This window comes from Ruegeria sp. AK11 (genome assembly GCF_056541095.1).
The window spans coordinates 303,783-319,834 of sequence record NZ_JBQFXU010000001.1 but is presented as its reverse complement, the minus strand read 5'-3'; the positions used below and the strand labels follow the sequence as shown (position 1 = coordinate 319,834).

Here is a 16,052-nt window from a genome sequence, read left to right as displayed (position 1 = left end):
AAGGGCCGTTAAAAGCGAATGTGACTTACTTTAGGTGATCAACTTATTGATCTTTTCCACATCCAGCAGCCCCGACGTACGCATCAGGCGTACTGGATATTCCGGATCGTGGGCAAACCGCTCAATCGAAAAGTCACTTTCCTTTTTTGACAAGCAGCCGAACACACGTTGCGTATTCTCGGTGTCGTCATTGGCGGCATATAAAGCACCGAGATATCGAAGAGGCGGTTTGAAGTCGGGGGACAAGGCACTTGACAGCTCTCCGAACTGCCGCGCCTCAGCTGGTTTCTGCATCAACATCGCGGCCAGAGACCTTTGGAACGCAGTCCAGAACTCTAATTTGGTACCCACCGCCAGTTGGCTCGCACGGACCGCTGCAAGATAAGCTTGTTTTTCATCGCCGGTGTATTGAACGGCATTCGACAGCGCCCACCAACTCAATGGATTTGCCGAATTAGCGCGTACGGCGAGTCGTGCAAGTTCCAATCCCGCTGCAACATTCCGTTCCACGATCGTTCGGAAATTTGACGCCGCTGCGAGGACATTCGAATTGGTTGGGTCGAGGCGCAAAGCTTCGGCACACAATCGTTCTCCTTCCTCTCGCAGCGCGAGAGGATCATGTCCAAAACGCTCAACCGTTTGAATGATGATAATTTGCGCTTGCCAGGCAAGGTAACTTCCACGCGGCTCCATTTCAAAAGCGCGAGCGAACAACTGCGCCGCTTCGCGCAATTGTACGTCTTCAATTGCAAAAGTCTTTGTTATGGCCAAAGACGCTAGGGCATTGGGTGTTCTCGCAATTGCATCCTGCCGTACGAATACGCGGCAACTTTGTTCGAACAAACGATTGATCAATTGCAGGCATGGGAGATCAAGACCGGAATACTCGGACATCTTGATACCACTGAGAGTTTCGCTCCAAACCGTGGCCGCGTCCGTCACCCTTTCTATGGTCAAGCGAACGCTCAGGTCATGACCCGGCACTTCAAAAACCTGCACGCCTACAAGAAAAGTAAACGACGCGAGCGCATTTGGAAGTTTCCGAAAGGTTGTCACATCACACAAATCCGAAAGAGATTTTTGGCAGGTTTCCAGCATTTGAGCTTCAAAAACCTTGCAGGCCGCACTTTGTGCTGAAAGCCCCACCAGCGCAACGGATTGGCCTTTTGCGTCAACGGGTAAATTCTCATAACCTTGTTTGGTGCGTTGCGAAACCAGCCAGGAATTGAATTCGGGATCTCGAATGTCGAGACCTTCCAGGAACTGTGCGTTCAACGAAGTGGCGCCATCTTCGACCTCAATCATGTCCTTGTTCAAGGCAACTGATTTCCGGTCTGCGATTAGGACTGCGCTATACGGGCCAAGTGATTTTTTAAGTTGCGACAATTCTTGCCGAAGACTTCGCGCGCCTTGTTCTGATCCGCGATCGCTCCACAGCTTGTCTTGCAGCCATAATCTTCCTCTTTCCAGATCAGGGCTGACCAGCAGTAAAGCCAACAATCCCTGACCCTTAGAACTTTTTGGTGTCAAGTCCTGGTTGTCGACGGCAGAGATGCGAAAACGCCCAAACAGACGCGCTTGCAGCACGGGTTTCATCCCAGCTTAATTCCTCCCCAAAAAATATGGCATGCAAAATCAGATGAATAACCTCATGCATTATAACGTTAAATTTCCGCCAAAACTAGCCTGCTCAGATTGACTGATCGTGAATTGGTTGCGAGCGTGTAAGGAAATCAATTTTCAGGAGCAAACAATGGAAGCTGGTGGTGGTGCCGGAGGCGGCGCAGGTGGTGGTGCCGGAGGCGGCGCAGGTGGCGGTGCCGGAGGCGGCGCAGGTGGCGGTGCAGGTGGCGGTGCCGGAGGTGGCGCAGGCGGCGGTGCTGGTCATTCCGGTGGCGGTTCATCACCTCAGTTGAACTATGGTTTGGTTATGTCTCATGACGGGACCACTGGTTATTGGGATCCCGAGGATGAGGACACTTGGGTGCATCCACGTGCAACGCCGAGGGACTATGACAGTCTCCGCTATCTGAACGCCAATCGACGCATGTCTCTTTTATACGGCGAACTGGCTTCGCAGTTTAACGTTCAGTTTCCAACGCCCACAAACGGTACCGCTCAAATCACTATGGCTGGAACACCGATTTGTACCTTCAACGGTAAACCGGACACGGACTACTTGCGCAAACAAATGGTGTTTGTTCGAAACTACGCTGACCTGAGGTTGGATCGTCTGGCTGAGATTAATCAACAAATTTATGACATTTTATCCTTTTTCGGCGGTCTGGGACGCCTAGACGCGAGCCAGAAGAGCTTCACGCTTGAGTTCATGACCGTCGTTCAAAAAATCACCTACGACATCGAAATGCGTGTCAAACATGCCTGCTGGTGCCCGCGGCCAATTGACTTGTCACCCTATGTCATGCCGATGATTCAAACTCCAGATCATTCGACATTTCCAAGTGGGCATGCGGCCGAAAGCTTTGCCCTCGCAACCGCTCTGAATCAGTGTCTGTACCCGGGTGAAGATTTGTTTTCAGGTCTTAAACAATGGTCGATGCCGTTCAGGCTGGGTCATCGCATCGCTGTCAACCGAACAGTGGCAGGCGTTCACTTCCCCGTGGATTCTGCGGCCGGGGCGGTACTTGGTATGTCAGTCAGTAATGGCATTCACGCCCTTGCGACAGCAATTCGAACGGCTGCGGACTGTCCGTACCAAACTTCTGTAATTCCTTGGAAGTTTAACGTTCCCCGTACATCTGACAAAGAAGCGAAATACGTCACTGATGATGCGGAAACACGGCCAACCCATATCGATCTAAAATTCAAAGACACCGATGACTTCGAGACGTCCTGGCTGAAATCAATTGACGTTGAGAACGTTGAAAGGACCGAAATCGAAGTGCCGAACTTGCCGATTCTCAGAACTTACTGGACCGAGCTGCAAAGCGAGTGGCCTGCCGTAGATGCGGATGAAATGGAATGACCCGAATTTGGAGCGACTGGGAGCCCTGGGAATATCAGAAAGTAGACCCGTACAGCGATTTCTTCAATGATTTACAAGGCGAAAGCGAGTTCTCGATGGGGCGCTTTGGCAAGGATTTGTCCGTACCTGACCTCGACGACCTTCTGGAAAAATACGCGGAGAAAGCGAGAGCTTTGATTGACGGAGGTGTGGTCGCTGAACAAGGAAATGAAGTTGCCGTCGACAGAAGGTCTCACAGAAGTGACTTTGCTGACTTGGTGCGGAACTTTGCCCGCTCCACCCGCCTGCGACCCAAAATTCCGATTTGGGCGGGCAAGAACTATAAAGACGGAGAGGATTGGCTGCCGGACGTCAGTCCGGATCATGCCCCGCCAAAAGGATCTGTTGTTGTTGGGGTCATAGATCGAGCCATTGCGTTGCATCATCGCAGTCAGCGGTTTTTGGAAGGCAGAACACGACTGTTGGGGGCCTGGCAACAGATCGCGGATCAGGACCTAGCAGATGAATTGGGAACTGAAACGACGCAACCCCCATTTGGTCTGGCCCTATTAAACCCAGACATCGACAAGGCGCTAGACGAGTCCAAACTAGACCGGACGAAGCCAGATATCGACGCTGATGTTTTCAATCAAGCTGTCGGCCAGCGTGATTTTGAACATCCTTTGGGCCACCGTGAACTCAGCCGCGCCGTTGCGCACGGCACGCATGTTCTGGATGCGGCAACCGGTGTGTTTGCTGACGGAAAAGATCCGAATGATGTCCAATTTCGCGAATGTGTGCGGCCTTTGGTCGTCAACCTACCTGGCCGAGGGACGGTTGGATTATCCAGCCGCAACCTGTCTTACTTCACAATTCTTGGAATTTTGTGGATGACCTATGTTGCGGACAGCTATTGGTTTGCGGCGCATGGCGATGGGGCAACAGAAGATGAGCCCAACGGGTATCCCATGGTTATTAATTTGTCTTTTGCAAAGCAGGCAGGTGCCCGTGATGGGAGTGACGACGTCAGCCGCGTGCTGATCGCTTTGAATAAATTCCGGGCAAAAAACAACCTGCATCCTGTCTACCTGTCTCTGCCCGCGGGCAACGACAACCTAGAGCAGGGCAATGCCTCGATCCTGATGCCAAGTGCGACGTCAAATCATCAACCTGAGCGGGTTCTTGAGCTGCGTATTTCTCCTGAAGATCAATCATCAAACTATGTTGAGTTCTGGTTTGAATCCGATGATTTGAATGCCCCGCCCGAAGTCACGGTACAACTGACCGACCCTCATGGAAACCAAAGCGAATTGCGAGGTTTGGCTGCGGGGCGCAAGACCAGTCTGGGCGATCCGGGAAACCGCCGTACTCATATTGCACGCATCTACTACGAAACCCGCGAACCACTGGTTGAAGACGGTGAATCGCCGTTGAAGCGATATGTTGTTTGCGTATTGCCGACAAAGCTGCATCGTGTTGAAACACCAGAAGCGCCGTCTGGGATTTGGAAGCTGACCTTTAAGAACCGGTCCCGCAATCCTGTTTATGTAACTGCGAACATTCAGACCGACCAATCTGAACAACCCGGCAGCACGCAAAGCCGCACCGCACGTTTCGATGACCCGGACTATCATCGTTTTCATCCCGAGACGGGGCAGCTGCGGGATGCCTACAACTATCCTGACCATAATGGATCAGGCCGTTTCCCTCCGTCCAGAAAGCGTAAGGACTATGATCGAAAGTTACCGCCATACACAAGCAGCAGTCAGCCCTCACCTTCAAAGGTTCAGCGACATGGCACAATGAATTCAATCGGGAATTTTCGAACAACTTTTGATAAGGACGGCCAATACCATCCGGGTTCTTCCATAGCCGGGGGATACAGATTATCAGACGGCAAGCCCGCTCCATATTCAAGTACCGGAATTGGCCGTCGTGTTTATGAAGGCGGGCGCGGAGTGGGTGCCCCCCTTGTCGCATTCCCATCGGATGACGGACATGCCCACACAGGTCGTTTGGCTGCAGGGTCGTCTGACGGTTCGATCCGAAGCATGCAGGGGACAAGCTTTTCGGTAGCGCAACTAACCCGGTTGATGGCCGAAATCCTCTTGCGTGATCAGGCACAGCAGGACCGAAACTTCGAGCTCCGAAATGAACTTTTTGAAATAGCCGAAAAGAATGAACTGTCACCACGCAGATACAATAAATTCGCCGATCCAGAAAAAGTGGGCGCTGGCCGTTTGGAAATGACACCAAGAACAAGGGTAAAACGAACCTAGCGCTTTGACATCAGAGTGAGACGGAGTTGTCTTTGGATCGCCTGCGCGCAACATCGGCAATTGCACTAGGCTCAGTACTTCGGTAACGGAGCCGTCCCAGTCAAGCTGTTTTGCGCATAATAATCGTTCCGCCAAGGCGGTGTAGCTTTTCCTTATTAGTGCCCGCCTTGCTTTCCGTCACGGCCTATGGGTGAGATCCTTCGGTTACATGCTTCGGTTCGTGGTCAGCGCGGCGGCTGCCAACATGATGCTGGTTCGATGTAATTCCGGTGTGCCCATCTCATAGGCGTGCTTGATTGAAGTCAGCGACTGTCCTGACCACGGCATCATCGGAACCACGTCCTTGCGGGATCTCGAAAGCCCGCGATTAAGCAGGCAACGGGTGGAGTAAAGACTGTATCAGGTTATTTTCGGCGCAGCATCCGCTTGGAACACTGTCCCATCAACCCAAATCCGATGGAGAATGACTTCGATACGGCGCGCCGGAGCAACCATCGCAATTTTTCGGCCGCGGCGTTGTGCGAGCTGCGCCCAGCACGAATGGCCACTCCTTATGCTGCATTGCCGTGCTCAAGATGATGCGCATGCGGCAAAATCTGTACTGCTTGCGCTTGCAGCGAGAAAATCGAATTCACAGGATGGGCTCGTTGCCGTCATCAGAACAACCGCAGCATTTCATTGGAGGGCCCAGATTACGACGATGAAGTCGGCCCATTCCGGACCTCCGCCCTGCTCTCAAAATGCTGCAGTCGCAGCTTGCTTTCCGGTCATTCGCCGCACGCGTGAAATCTGCGGACTATCGAACTGAACCACTACCGACTGGCGTCGGTAGGATCGGCGATATGGTTTTCGAGGTATTTCAGGACGATGTCCTCGGTAATGGCTCCGTTAGTGGTCGAGAAATAACCCCTGCCCCAGAACCGGCGCCCCCAATAGCGCCTGCGCAGCGCAGGGAATTCCCGTTGCACCTTGTGTGACGAACGGCCCTTCATCTTGCGCACCAGATCAGAAATGGCGATCTTCGGCGGCACCGACACGAACATGTGGACATGGTCGCTCGACAACACCCCGCGCAAGATGTCGACCTCGTTCTCGCGGCAGACCTGGCGAATGATGTCACGCACCCGCAGGCGCACCCCTCCGGTTAGAACTTTGTAGCGATATTTCGTCGACCAGACGATGTGATAGCGGTGATAGAAAACGCAGTGTTTGCCGGTGTCATACTGCATGACCTTACCCTCGGGAAAATGAGCCTTCCGACCGGCTGCGGCTCATTTTCCCGAGGGTAAGGTCATAACACGATTCTTCACACTGAAGCTGGTCCGACTGGAAGTCGGAGGGTTTCCTCCAAAGCGTGGATACTAAACTGCCCCACACATCGCCCCATTTTTGTAAACTCTAATGGGGAGTTGACAATCGAATTAACCAGTTTCTGTCCGCAATGTTTTGAGCCGAGAAATCGTCGACCTGCTTACACCCAGCATCCGGCCAATTTCTGCCGCCGTCTTTCCCATAGACAGCAACGAAATAGCCTCTTCACGCTCAGTAGCTGTTAGTTTTTTTGGTCGCCCTTTGCTTATTCCGAAAGATTTAGGTCGGTCTTCAACGGCCCGGCTTTCCAAATCAGCAAGTCCAAGTTCGTAGTCGATGACACCAGACAATACTTCCAAAACGGTATCGGCCCGGCCGTCCTCGGTATTGATCCACGGCTCGGACATTGACCGGAAAGCAGCGCCTTTCTCATGAATCTTACGTAGCAGGTTGACCAGTTCGGCAATCGAGTCAGCGATTGCAGATAGGCGCGACACTACGATCACATCCCCGGTGGATACATCCGCCAGAAAATCCTCAAGCGTTGCACTCCTATCGTTTCCATCCTGCGCAGTTTCGCTCCAGATGCGATCACATCCCTGGTGCTTGAGTTCACTTAGCTGAACTTCACTTCGGTACCATTTCGATGATACCCGCGCATATCCGATTTTTACCATTCCAAATCAGTCTCGTAGAATAAGGCTCGTAGTAGTTCTTGACTTTTGCACGCTATTATGACCGTCTATTTGCACGCAGTTATGCACGACCATAGCGTTGAACCTGCGCAATGACAATCGCCTTGATGGGTTACTGGGACGCAATGCAGAGTTCTTTTCCAGAGGTTCCAAGAGATGCCAGCCTTTACAATGAGGACCTGGCACCTGTTCCTGTCGACAAACGCGACTGGGGTTGGTTTGAGCTATTCAACGTCTGGGCCAATGATGTGCAGTCACTGTTTGGCTATACATTGGCCGCGTCGCTTTTCTTGACCTATGGGCTGAACGGCTGGGCAGTATTCGCAGGCATTGTGTTGGCCGGATTTATCGTCATGGGGCTGGTTAATCTGGTCGGCAAGCCCAGCGTCAGATACGGTATTCCGTTTCCGGTGATGGCCCGGGCCAGCATGGGCGTGCGAGGCGCGAACTTTCCCGCCTTGATCCGCGCGGTTGTTGCCATTTTCTGGTTTGGGGTGCAGACCTATTTCGCCTCTACCGCACTGGCGCTGGCCATGGTCGCGCTGATTGGCGCGAATGGCCCACCGGTCTTTCTGGGCCTCAGTACAATCGAGTGGGTTGCCTTTCTGGCCGTCTGGGCCTTTCAGATCGCGCTGTTTTGGAACGGGATCGAGCCCATCGTTGGGTTTCTCAACTTTGCCGGTCCATTTGTCTATGTGGTGATGGTGACCCTTGCCATCGTGATCTGGATCGAGGTCGGGAATGATCTGTGGCGCGAAGTCGGCACGATCTTTCGCGGCACCGGCAGTTATCAGGGCAGTTCGCTGGGGGCTTTTGTGGCCGTGGTGGGTACGATGATTGCCTATTTTTCGGCCGTTGTGATCAATTTCGGGGATTTCTCGCGGTTCGTTCGGTCCGAGCATGAGATGCGCAAAGGAAACTTGTTGGGGCTACCGATCAATATCGCCTTCTTTTCGCTGATCGCCTTGATCGTCACCGCTGGTACTGTCGCGATTTGGGGCGAGGCCTACACCAATCCCACGGCCATTATTGCACGTATCGACTCCCTGCCTCTGACGATCCTGGCGGCGGTGACCTTTTTTGCGGCAACGATTGGGATCAATCTTGTCGCAAATTTCATCCCGCCCGCCTATGATCTGGCCAATCTGATGCCTAGCCGTATCAATTTTCGGGTCGCTGGTATCATAACCTCGGCCTATGCACTGGTGATCGGGGGACTTTGGGTTTCGACGATCAGCCAGATCGGCATCTTGGGTTTTGTGAACACATTGGGGGCCATTCTCGCCCCTGTTTACGGCATCATCATCGCGGATTTCTATCTGGTCAAATCCGGCAAGCTGGACGTTGATCAGTTGTTTTCGGCCGCGCGCGATGGACCTTATTTCTACAGCAATGGCTGGAACATGGCGGCGATCGTGTCGTTCATCCTTCCGGCCACATTTTCGGTACTCACAGTCTGGGTCCCCCTGCTGAACACGCTTTCGGGCTTTGCATGGGTGATCGGCGCAGGATTTGGAGGTGTCTTCTACTGGGCAATCGCAAAGCGTTAAAACGCTAAAACCTTAACTTTTTCATCATCTTGAGGCGGATGAAACGGATGCATTCACTTGCACCCGAACGGACAGGTTTGTCCCTTTTTCCGGTCAACGGGTGAATGAACAACCGCACTCAAGCGGTAGCAACGGTTCAAACCGCGGGTTTGAACCGACGGGCGGCTATTGCCGCAATTCTGGGGGCTCACCCCGCAACAAAACGGGAGGACTATTATGGTAAACGCTACAACAAGCGCTGAACACGCAAGCACAACAGATCCGGACGGTGACACGCTCAATCCGGTCACGCCCGACGAGAAAAGCTGGGGCGCGTTTGCGATCTTCAACATCTGGGCCAATGATGTTCAGTCGCTGTTTGGCTATTCGCTGGTTGCGTCGCTCTTCATCTCATATGGCGTTGGCGGCTGGACAGCATTTCTGGCGCTGATCGTTGCCGGGTTGTTCGTCATGTGGATGGTGAACCTGTCAGGCGCGCCGGGCGAGAAATACGGCATCCCCTATCCCGTGCTCGCACGTGCCAGCATGGGCACTACGGGATCAAAACTACCAGCGGTGTTACGGGCCACGGTGGCCGTCTTTTGGTATGGGGTACAGGTCTATTTTGCCTCGACCGCGCTATCGTTGCTGATCCGTTCGATCACCGGCGCAAGCGGTGGTGCGGAATTGTTGGGACTGACCGGCGTCGACTGGTTCGCATTCTTCGTCGTCTGGGTGTTTCATATCGTGATCTTCTGGCGCGGCATGGGTTGGGTTGAAAAGTTCCTGAACTTTGCCGGGCCGTTCGTTTACGCGGTGATGATCGGTCTTGTCATCGTTCTGTGGCAGCGTTCAGACGGGCAGTTGCTGAGCGCGACTGCAACGATCTTTGCCAATCCCGAAGGCACATTCGGATCCGAAGTTAAGGGCTTTATCGCAATCTTCGGAACGATGGTCGCCTACTTCTCGGCGGTGATGATCAACTTTTCGGATTTCTCGCGCTATTCCCGCGACAAGGCGTCCATGAAGACAGGCAACCTTGCTGGTCTGCCGCTGAATATGATCCTGTTCTCGGCGCTGGCCCTTTTGACAACCGGCGGTGCTGCCGTTGTCTTTGGCGAAGAGATCATTAATCCGACCGAGATTGTCGAGAAAACCGACAGTGTATTGTTGGGCATCATCGCCGCGATCACTTTTTTCGCTGCGACCGTAGGTATCAACCTGGTTGCAAACTTCATCCCTGCGGTGAACGGTATCGCCAACCTTTCGCCCGGCAAGATCACCTTTCGACAGGCGGGTCTGGCGACTTCGGTCTTTGCGCTGGTGATCGGTGGCCTTTGGACAGCTGTTATCTCAAACATCGGCATCGCCGGGTTTGTGAACACGCTGGGTGCAACGCTGGCGCCGATCTTCGGGATCATGATCGTGGACTACTACAAAATCCGCAAGGAAGAGCTGAGTGTGGATGACCTCTACAATATGGAGGGCGGGGCCTACTATTATGGTAACGGCTGGAATGACGCAGCGTTGATTGCGTTTGTCGTTGCTTCGGTGTTCTCGGTGTCCACCGTATGGGTCCCGGCACTTGGCGTCCTGTCGGGCTATGCCTGGATTATCGGGGCGATTCTCGGCGGTATTATCTATAATGCCATGGCCAAGAAGAACGCCGCCTCTTGAGAAAGCATGGTGGCGGGTGGATCATCGTTCGTCACCAAATTGCAGACACAAAGTTTGCAACAATAGACTGAATACCGCCATATGTTCGCCAGCCTTGCAACCTGAGATGGTTGACGACTCAGGATCTATGCCGTCGCGGGAGTTCTAGTAATATCGCCATCGGTCTTTAGAGAGTTGACCAGGATGGAGACGGCCCATAGCGGATGAGGTGGGTGGCTCCTGCTCCACCGGCATCGAATGTGCCAAAGTGCAGTTATCAACGACTGCTAGGAAAGGAGCCACCCACCTCATCCGATTTGAGCTTTCTGATGGATGCTTTCGCGGTTGCAGCGAATTCACATTTCCCGCCCATATTGTTGAAAAACAACGTGTTGCTGGCGCAGAGAGAGGCGTACCGAACTGAGCGCGAGTGCCTTTCTTGTCAGGCTTTGCTCGTTTGCTGCGGTGCGGGAAAGATCTTGGCCAGTTTTCGGAGGTTCTGGGCGGTGGCGGCGAGGAGGAATTCGTCGGTTGCACCACAAGGGCCACGTAATCGGAGTCGTCCCAGCCCGAGAATGCGTTTGAGGTGGGCAAACAGCATCTCAACCTTCTTTCGGAGCTTTGCCGAGACTTTGTATTGGGGCGTTTTGCGAATGGCGCGTGCCACATCGCGTGCGTCTTCATGTTCTTCGCGGGTGATTTTGCGAGCATCGGCGTTTGGGCAGCACTTCATCTTCGACTGGCACGCCAGGCAGGTGTGTTTGAGGGCCTGATACTTGGCCACGCCCTTGCCCGTCGGGCCACGGTTCGGATCAGAGTAGTTGCGACGAAACTGCTTGAGCGCTTCGCCCTCAGGGCAGATGTATTGGTTGTTCTCGGGATCCCATTCAAAGTCTGCACGGGACCATGTGCCATCTGTCCGGCCAGCTTTGTCGATAACGGGAATGTGCGGCGCGATCTTGCGCTTCACCAGCCAGTCCAGCATGGGGCCGGAACCGTAAGCGGTATCTGCGATTAACCGTTCTGGGTGCAGGTCGAACTTGTCTTTGACCCGGTTCAACATCGTCTTTGTTGAACCGACTTCTGCCTGTCGGATTGATCTGGTGGCTTCGACATCGACGATTACACCGTGATCCGTATCAATCAGATAATTGTCGGAATAGCTGAAGAATGCAGGGCCTTTGCGGGCTGCAGTCCATTGGCTGGCGGGGTCAGAATGTGAGGTGAACTTGGGCTGTACCTCGCTGGCCGCGCCGAATGCCGCCTCGTCCAGCGTGTCGAGATACTCGCGGACCGCGCGGGACGCATCTGCCGGGTCAATGCTTGCCGCGTCCCAGTCTTCCTTCGGTGTTGAGTTCCGTTTGTTAGCATCGGCTTCGATCAGGCTGGCATCAATCGCCATGCGCTGGCCGCTGACGAGACCTTCCTCAATGCAGCGTGCCACAGTTGTCTCAAACAGACGACGCAACAGTTCGCTTTCCCGGAAACGGCCGTGCCGGTTCTTGGAAAACGTGGAATGGTCTGGCACCCGGTCGTTCAAGTCGAGACGGCAGAACCAGCGGTATGCCAGGTTCAAATGCACCTCTTCGCAGAGCCGTCGCTCGGATCGAATACCGAAGCAATAGCCAACCAACAGCATGCGGATCAGCAGTTCGGGATCGACGGAGGGCCGGCCCGTGTGGCTTTAGAAATCCGTAAGGTGCGCGCGAATGCTGCCCAGATCGACGAACCGATCAATCGAGCGCAAAAGGTGGTCTTGCGGGACATGATCCTCCAGCGAGAACTCGTAAAACAGCGACGCTTGCGCTTCCTGTCTCGGTCCCATCATGGCTGATCCCTCCCTTTAGGAAGAATTGAATCAGCAACTTACCAACCGATCAAGCCCGAGTTTTTCAACAAAATACGCCCTTTCGGGCCCAATGGCCAAGGTTTCGCTGGGCGGTTCAAGGCCGACTACCGGCCTCGAACTTTGATTCCTGTTCTACCGCCGTCTGATCCGCTCGCGACGGCGCTCGCGACGTTCGATGTTTATCTGATGATCATGGCCTAGCGCCCGGTAGAAGCCCGGTCCCTTGGACCAGTTCACAAAGTGGGCAAAGCTGTCGACCTGATCGTCATTGCGACCGCGTGGAAAGGACTGCAATTCGCGTTTGAACGTCGCCAGCCAGGGCGCGTCTGCAGGCAGGTACACCTTGCCCTCTTCGACAGGACCGCACGCGGACTGGAACCGGGTTTCCTTGTCCTTGTCAGGTCTAATGCGTTCATAGCGCCGACGGTCATCACGAAACAATTCGTCCAAAAGCGGTTTGCCAGAAGCGGCATCCTCGATCAGAACTCGATCCGGATCCCAGCGACTGACAAGCTGCAGTGCCTTGGCTTTCAGGTCTGGGTAGTCCACCTGCCCACGCCAGACGTCGAGAAGGTACCACGCATTTTCTCGGAACCCCCAGGTTGTACAGACCGAGAAGTCGGACCGGGGATCCGCAGACATCCCCGTATCCCAGCTTTGAACGACAAGCTGATACCAGCGGCGATCTTGGATAGTCTTGTAGGTACCAAACCACTCCCAGCGCAGGGGTGACCCGTCGGGAGCAATGGGGTTCTGCTGATACTGGCAATTGAACACGGCTGCGCCCATTTCACGACGCTTGGTATCCAGCGTGTCCTGATCCAAACGGGACGGGCAAAGGAGATCACCCGGTTTGCGGCACATGACCCTTCCACGCCCAAGAGGCACTGTCTCATGGTCTTCGGCGATGGCAGGCAGGTTTAGGTGCCGATAGGTACCGCGGTCCAGCAGATAACCCGGCGGATCCATCTCGTGCAACCGCTGTGCAACCATAACCACACGCCCTTCGGACGGGTTGTCAAAGCGCGACAGCAAGGTCCCCTCAATGAACTCCTGTGCCTTGACCAGTTCAGCTTCGGAGCCCGCATCGCCGGCTTTCAGCAGGTCATCGATGATGATGTAGTCAGCGCCATGTCCAGTCACAGAACTTCCGATGGAGACAGCCTTACGGCTGCCTCCCTTTGTGGTGCGGATTTCTTCTGAGGTGTTGCCCTTTTTAGCCAAGACCGTTTCAGGGAACATTCCCCGGTACCAGCGCGCAGACATGATCCGACGACAATCCTCGGAATGTTTGCGTGCCAGATCCAGCCCGTAGCTGGCAACAATAATCTTGGCGCTGGGGTTATGACCGAGAAGATAAGCGACATAGGCAACGGCCACGGTGACCGATTTCAGGCACCGGGGCGGAATGTTGATAATCAACCGCTTGTTCTCGCCGACGCGAACGTTGTCCAACTCATGGCACATGGCCCGCACATGCCAAGCCGGATCAAAGCTGTGGTCAGTTCCTTGGTGCAGCGTGTCAAACACACGCCAAACAAAGGGAAAGAAATTGTCCCGGCAAACCTCGCGCGCGGCTTGCAGGACCATTTTTGGATCAGGAGCCGTCATCTTCCGCCTCCTCATCTTCCGCACCGCCGTCACCGTCCAATTGGCTGGAAAAGAAATCCCGGAGGATGTCGTAGTCGACCTTATCCGGCCCTTCCAAAGCAGCGCTGGCCTGTCCGCTCCCATCATCTGAACCGCCAAACAGATCAGAGTCGACCTTAAGAAGCGCCATCAGCAATTTCGTGTCGCCCTTCAAAGCACCTGCCATGAGCCGCTTTGCAATTGCCTCCGCCTTGGAAATTCGGGTTTCGTGGTTGCCTTCGCGGACTGTGATCTTGGTTTCCAGTTCGCGTTTCAGGCTGGCATTCACGCCTTTGGCAGCTTTCGGTCGTCCTTTCGGATTTCCGGATCGCCCTTTTTGGAACCGGGTTGCTTTGGGCGGCTTGCCGTAGCCGACCTCATACTCTTTCGTATTGTCAGACATGACCCACCTCCAGCTCTGAGGTGGCATCAGTTGCCGCAGAATGCGCATCGAACGTCTGGCCTGTTACCGCGTGCACGGCGCTCTCACCGGTCATCTCCTGCCAACGGCGGATGGCGACATCGACATAAGCCGGATCGAGCTCAATCAGCCGCGCCCGGCGCCCAGTTTTCTCAGCTGCCAACAACGTCGCGCCGGATCCGCCAAAGGTATCCAGCACAACATCACCGCGGTGGCTCACATCCATGATGGCATCTGCAACCAAGGCTGTCGGCTTCACCGTGGGATGATCAGCGAGATCCGCTTCACGCCCTGCCCCAAAGCTGTTCACACCGGCATAATCCCAGACATTGGTCCGGTTGCGCCCGTGTTTTCCCAGTTCGACATTGTTGATATGCGCCGCACCTGGTTTCTTGAAGATCGCGACCAGCTCGTGCTTGGAACGATAAAGGCTGCCCATCCCGCCGTTCGTCTTGTTCCAGACGCAAAGATTGATGAGATCAAAGCCGCCTGCCTTGCCGGCCGCAATCAGTTCTTCAATGTGACGCCAGTCCATGCAGATCATCGCGATGCCTCCGTCCGGCAGGCAGTCAATCAGCCGGTTGTTCACGTCCGAGAGAAAGCTACGGAATTCGCTGGCCGACATTTCTCCTGACGCCATGGCAAACTCGCGATGATCGCCACCGGTGCCACAGCGAACATGCCCATTGACCGCTACATTATAAGGAGGATCTGTGAACACCATCTGCGGGCGTTCGCTCTTTAGCAGAGTGTCGTAGCTCTGGGCTTGCAAGGAATCCCCACAGAAGATGCGATGATCTCCGAGAACCCAAAGGTCGCCCGGCTCCGTGACTACGGGTGCCGCAGGGTTCGGCGTCTCAACAGATTCTGCTTCGGTCTCCGTGGCCTCGCCCGTGCCGTCGATGATAATGTCGATCTCCGGTGTTTCGAACCCGGTGATGTCCAGATCAAAGTCCAGCTCGCCATCAAGGCTGAGATCCATCAGCTCGGCAAATTCAATCTGCAGAGCAGCTTCGTTCCAGTCGGACAACTCCGCCAGCTTGTTATCCGCAATGCGCAGAGCGCGCACTTCCGCGTCTGACAAGTGATCCGCGACAACAGTCGGCACCGACATCAACCCCAGAGCCTTGGCGGCTTCATAGCGGCCGTGACCCGCTATGATTGTGCCCGAACCATCCAACAGGATCGGGGTGACAAAGCCAAACTTGGCCACCGACGCCTTCAGCTTGTCGATGTTCTTGACCGTATGCACGCGGTTGTTATTGTCGTAGAGCTTGATCTGGCTGATCTGGGATTGAATGACTTTGTCCGCCATCCAGATCGGCGTTTTGGACGCCTTGGCGTCGCTCTGTGTTTTCTTAGTAGGCATTGCCGCCTCCTTTCGTTTGACGCTCGTTAGCGTCGACAAGAAAGGATCGTGTTGGGAATTCGGAGAGAGCACGAATAGCAACTCTCCGGACCAATCGATCCGGTTCGTTGCCCCTTCGAATGCTCTCGGTCTTATCCGCTTCGAAAAATGCGGCGCCGAATGCTGCCTGGGAGATGTATTCACCTCCCCGTGGGACCTTGTCCCTTGCAGGGCTGGCTAGAATCTATGCGCGGGCTTTTGCAATTGCAACCCCCAAGCAAAAAGTAACCAATTAAGATTGTTGACGAATAATCGGGGGTACAGCAGCAACACCCGACATAACACAGCCCTCTTCGGATTGCCCCAGAAA

10 protein-coding genes and 2 pseudogenes are annotated in these 16,052 nt (G+C 54.4%); 4 read left to right on the top strand and 8 right to left on the bottom strand.

Translation table 11 applies throughout. The annotated features are described in order from the left end of the window. Positions 1-30: 30 nt before the first annotated feature. Positions 31-1,596 carry an AfsR/SARP family transcriptional regulator gene (locus ACR0D9_RS01620; RefSeq protein WP_480537474.1) on the bottom strand — a complete coding sequence of 522 codons (1,566 nt, stop codon included), beginning with the start codon at positions 1,594-1,596 and terminating at the stop codon, positions 31-33. A gap of 157 nt (positions 1,597-1,753) precedes the next feature. On the opposite strand from ACR0D9_RS01620, the gene ACR0D9_RS01615 reads away from it, so the two are divergent. Together ACR0D9_RS01615 and ACR0D9_RS01610 are read left to right on the top strand one after the other, a co-directional pair. Continuing rightward, positions 1,754-2,986 carry a phosphatase PAP2 family protein gene (locus ACR0D9_RS01615; RefSeq protein WP_480537473.1) on the top strand — a complete coding sequence of 411 codons (1,233 nt, stop codon included), beginning with the start codon at positions 1,754-1,756 and terminating at the stop codon, positions 2,984-2,986. Continuing rightward, positions 2,983-5,244, top strand: coding sequence for a S8/S53 family peptidase (locus tag ACR0D9_RS01610; protein WP_480537472.1), 2,262 nt, complete (start codon positions 2,983-2,985; stop codon positions 5,242-5,244). Before ACR0D9_RS01615 ends, ACR0D9_RS01610 begins: the two co-directional genes overlap by 4 nt. 399 nt (positions 5,245-5,643) lie before the next feature. Here the strand turns inward: ACR0D9_RS01610 and ACR0D9_RS01605 are convergent. The 3 genes and pseudogenes from ACR0D9_RS01605 to ACR0D9_RS01595 all read right to left on the bottom strand — a co-directional run. Beyond that, a pseudogene (locus tag ACR0D9_RS01605) lies at positions 5,644-5,778 on the bottom strand (IS110 family transposase); the annotation flags it as partial. 278 nt (positions 5,779-6,056) lie between these two features. After that, positions 6,057-6,473 carry an IS200/IS605 family transposase gene (gene tnpA / locus ACR0D9_RS01600; RefSeq protein ID WP_480537471.1) on the bottom strand — a complete coding sequence of 139 codons (417 nt, stop codon included), beginning with the start codon at positions 6,471-6,473 and terminating at the stop codon, positions 6,057-6,059. 192 nt (positions 6,474-6,665) lie between these two features. Next, positions 6,666-7,232, bottom strand: a complete 567-nt coding sequence (locus ACR0D9_RS01595; RefSeq protein WP_480537470.1) for a recombinase family protein — start codon at positions 7,230-7,232, stop codon at positions 6,666-6,668. 110 nt (positions 7,233-7,342) lie between these two features. Between ACR0D9_RS01595 and ACR0D9_RS01590 the strand changes: the two genes are divergently transcribed. Next, positions 7,343-8,800, top strand: coding sequence for an NCS1 family nucleobase:cation symporter-1 (locus ACR0D9_RS01590; RefSeq protein ID WP_480537469.1), 1,458 nt, complete (start codon positions 7,343-7,345; stop codon positions 8,798-8,800). Between the two features lie 216 nt (positions 8,801-9,016). After that, on the top strand, positions 9,017-10,456 hold the full coding sequence (locus tag ACR0D9_RS01585) for an NCS1 family nucleobase:cation symporter-1 (RefSeq protein WP_480537468.1): 1,440 nt from the start codon (positions 9,017-9,019) through the stop codon (positions 10,454-10,456). A 421-nt stretch (positions 10,457-10,877) separates the two neighbouring features. Here ACR0D9_RS01585 and ACR0D9_RS01580 read toward each other — a convergent pair. From ACR0D9_RS01580 to ACR0D9_RS01565, 4 genes and pseudogenes are all read right to left on the bottom strand, one after another. Continuing rightward, positions 10,878-12,263, bottom strand: a pseudogene (locus ACR0D9_RS01580) (IS1182 family transposase). Positions 12,264-12,416: 153 nt separating this feature from the next. Beyond that, positions 12,417-13,895: a phage terminase large subunit gene (gene terL, locus ACR0D9_RS01575; RefSeq protein ID WP_480537467.1), complete on the bottom strand. Its 1,479-nt coding sequence runs from the start codon at positions 13,893-13,895 to the stop codon at positions 12,417-12,419. Beyond that, positions 13,882-14,316 carry a DUF5681 domain-containing protein gene (locus ACR0D9_RS01570; protein WP_480506340.1) on the bottom strand — a complete coding sequence of 145 codons (435 nt, stop codon included), beginning with the start codon at positions 14,314-14,316 and terminating at the stop codon, positions 13,882-13,884. Before ACR0D9_RS01570 ends, terL begins: the two co-directional genes overlap by 14 nt. Further along, positions 14,309-15,703 carry a site-specific DNA-methyltransferase gene (locus ACR0D9_RS01565; RefSeq protein WP_480537466.1) on the bottom strand — a complete coding sequence of 465 codons (1,395 nt, stop codon included), beginning with the start codon at positions 15,701-15,703 and terminating at the stop codon, positions 14,309-14,311. Before ACR0D9_RS01565 ends, ACR0D9_RS01570 begins: the two co-directional genes overlap by 8 nt. Between the last annotated feature and the right edge of the window lie 349 nt (positions 15,704-16,052).

Bases quoted from the DNA above. Each gene is read 5' to 3' on its own strand.
- ACR0D9_RS01570 (WP_480506340.1), bottom strand. From the start codon at position 14,316: ATGTCTGACAATACGAAAGAGTATGAGGTCGGCTACGGCAAGCCGCCC.
- ACR0D9_RS01585 (WP_480537468.1), top strand. From the start codon at position 9,017: ATGGTAAACGCTACAACAAGCGCTGAACACGCAAGCACAACAGATCCG.
- ACR0D9_RS01610 (WP_480537472.1), top strand. From the start codon at position 2,983: ATGACCCGAATTTGGAGCGACTGGGAGCCCTGGGAATATCAGAAAGTA.
- ACR0D9_RS01620 (WP_480537474.1), bottom strand. From the start codon at position 1,596: ATGAAACCCGTGCTGCAAGCGCGTCTGTTTGGGCGTTTTCGCATCTCT.
- ACR0D9_RS01590 (WP_480537469.1), top strand. From the start codon at position 7,343: ATGACAATCGCCTTGATGGGTTACTGGGACGCAATGCAGAGTTCTTTT.
- ACR0D9_RS01595 (WP_480537470.1), bottom strand. From the start codon at position 7,232: ATGGTAAAAATCGGATATGCGCGGGTATCATCGAAATGGTACCGAAGT.
- ACR0D9_RS01615 (WP_480537473.1), top strand. From the start codon at position 1,754: ATGGAAGCTGGTGGTGGTGCCGGAGGCGGCGCAGGTGGTGGTGCCGGA.
- terL (WP_480537467.1), bottom strand. From the start codon at position 13,895: ATGACGGCTCCTGATCCAAAAATGGTCCTGCAAGCCGCGCGCGAGGTT.
- tnpA (WP_480537471.1), bottom strand. From the start codon at position 6,473: ATGCAGTATGACACCGGCAAACACTGCGTTTTCTATCACCGCTATCAC.
- ACR0D9_RS01565 (WP_480537466.1), bottom strand. From the start codon at position 15,703: ATGCCTACTAAGAAAACACAGAGCGACGCCAAGGCGTCCAAAACGCCG.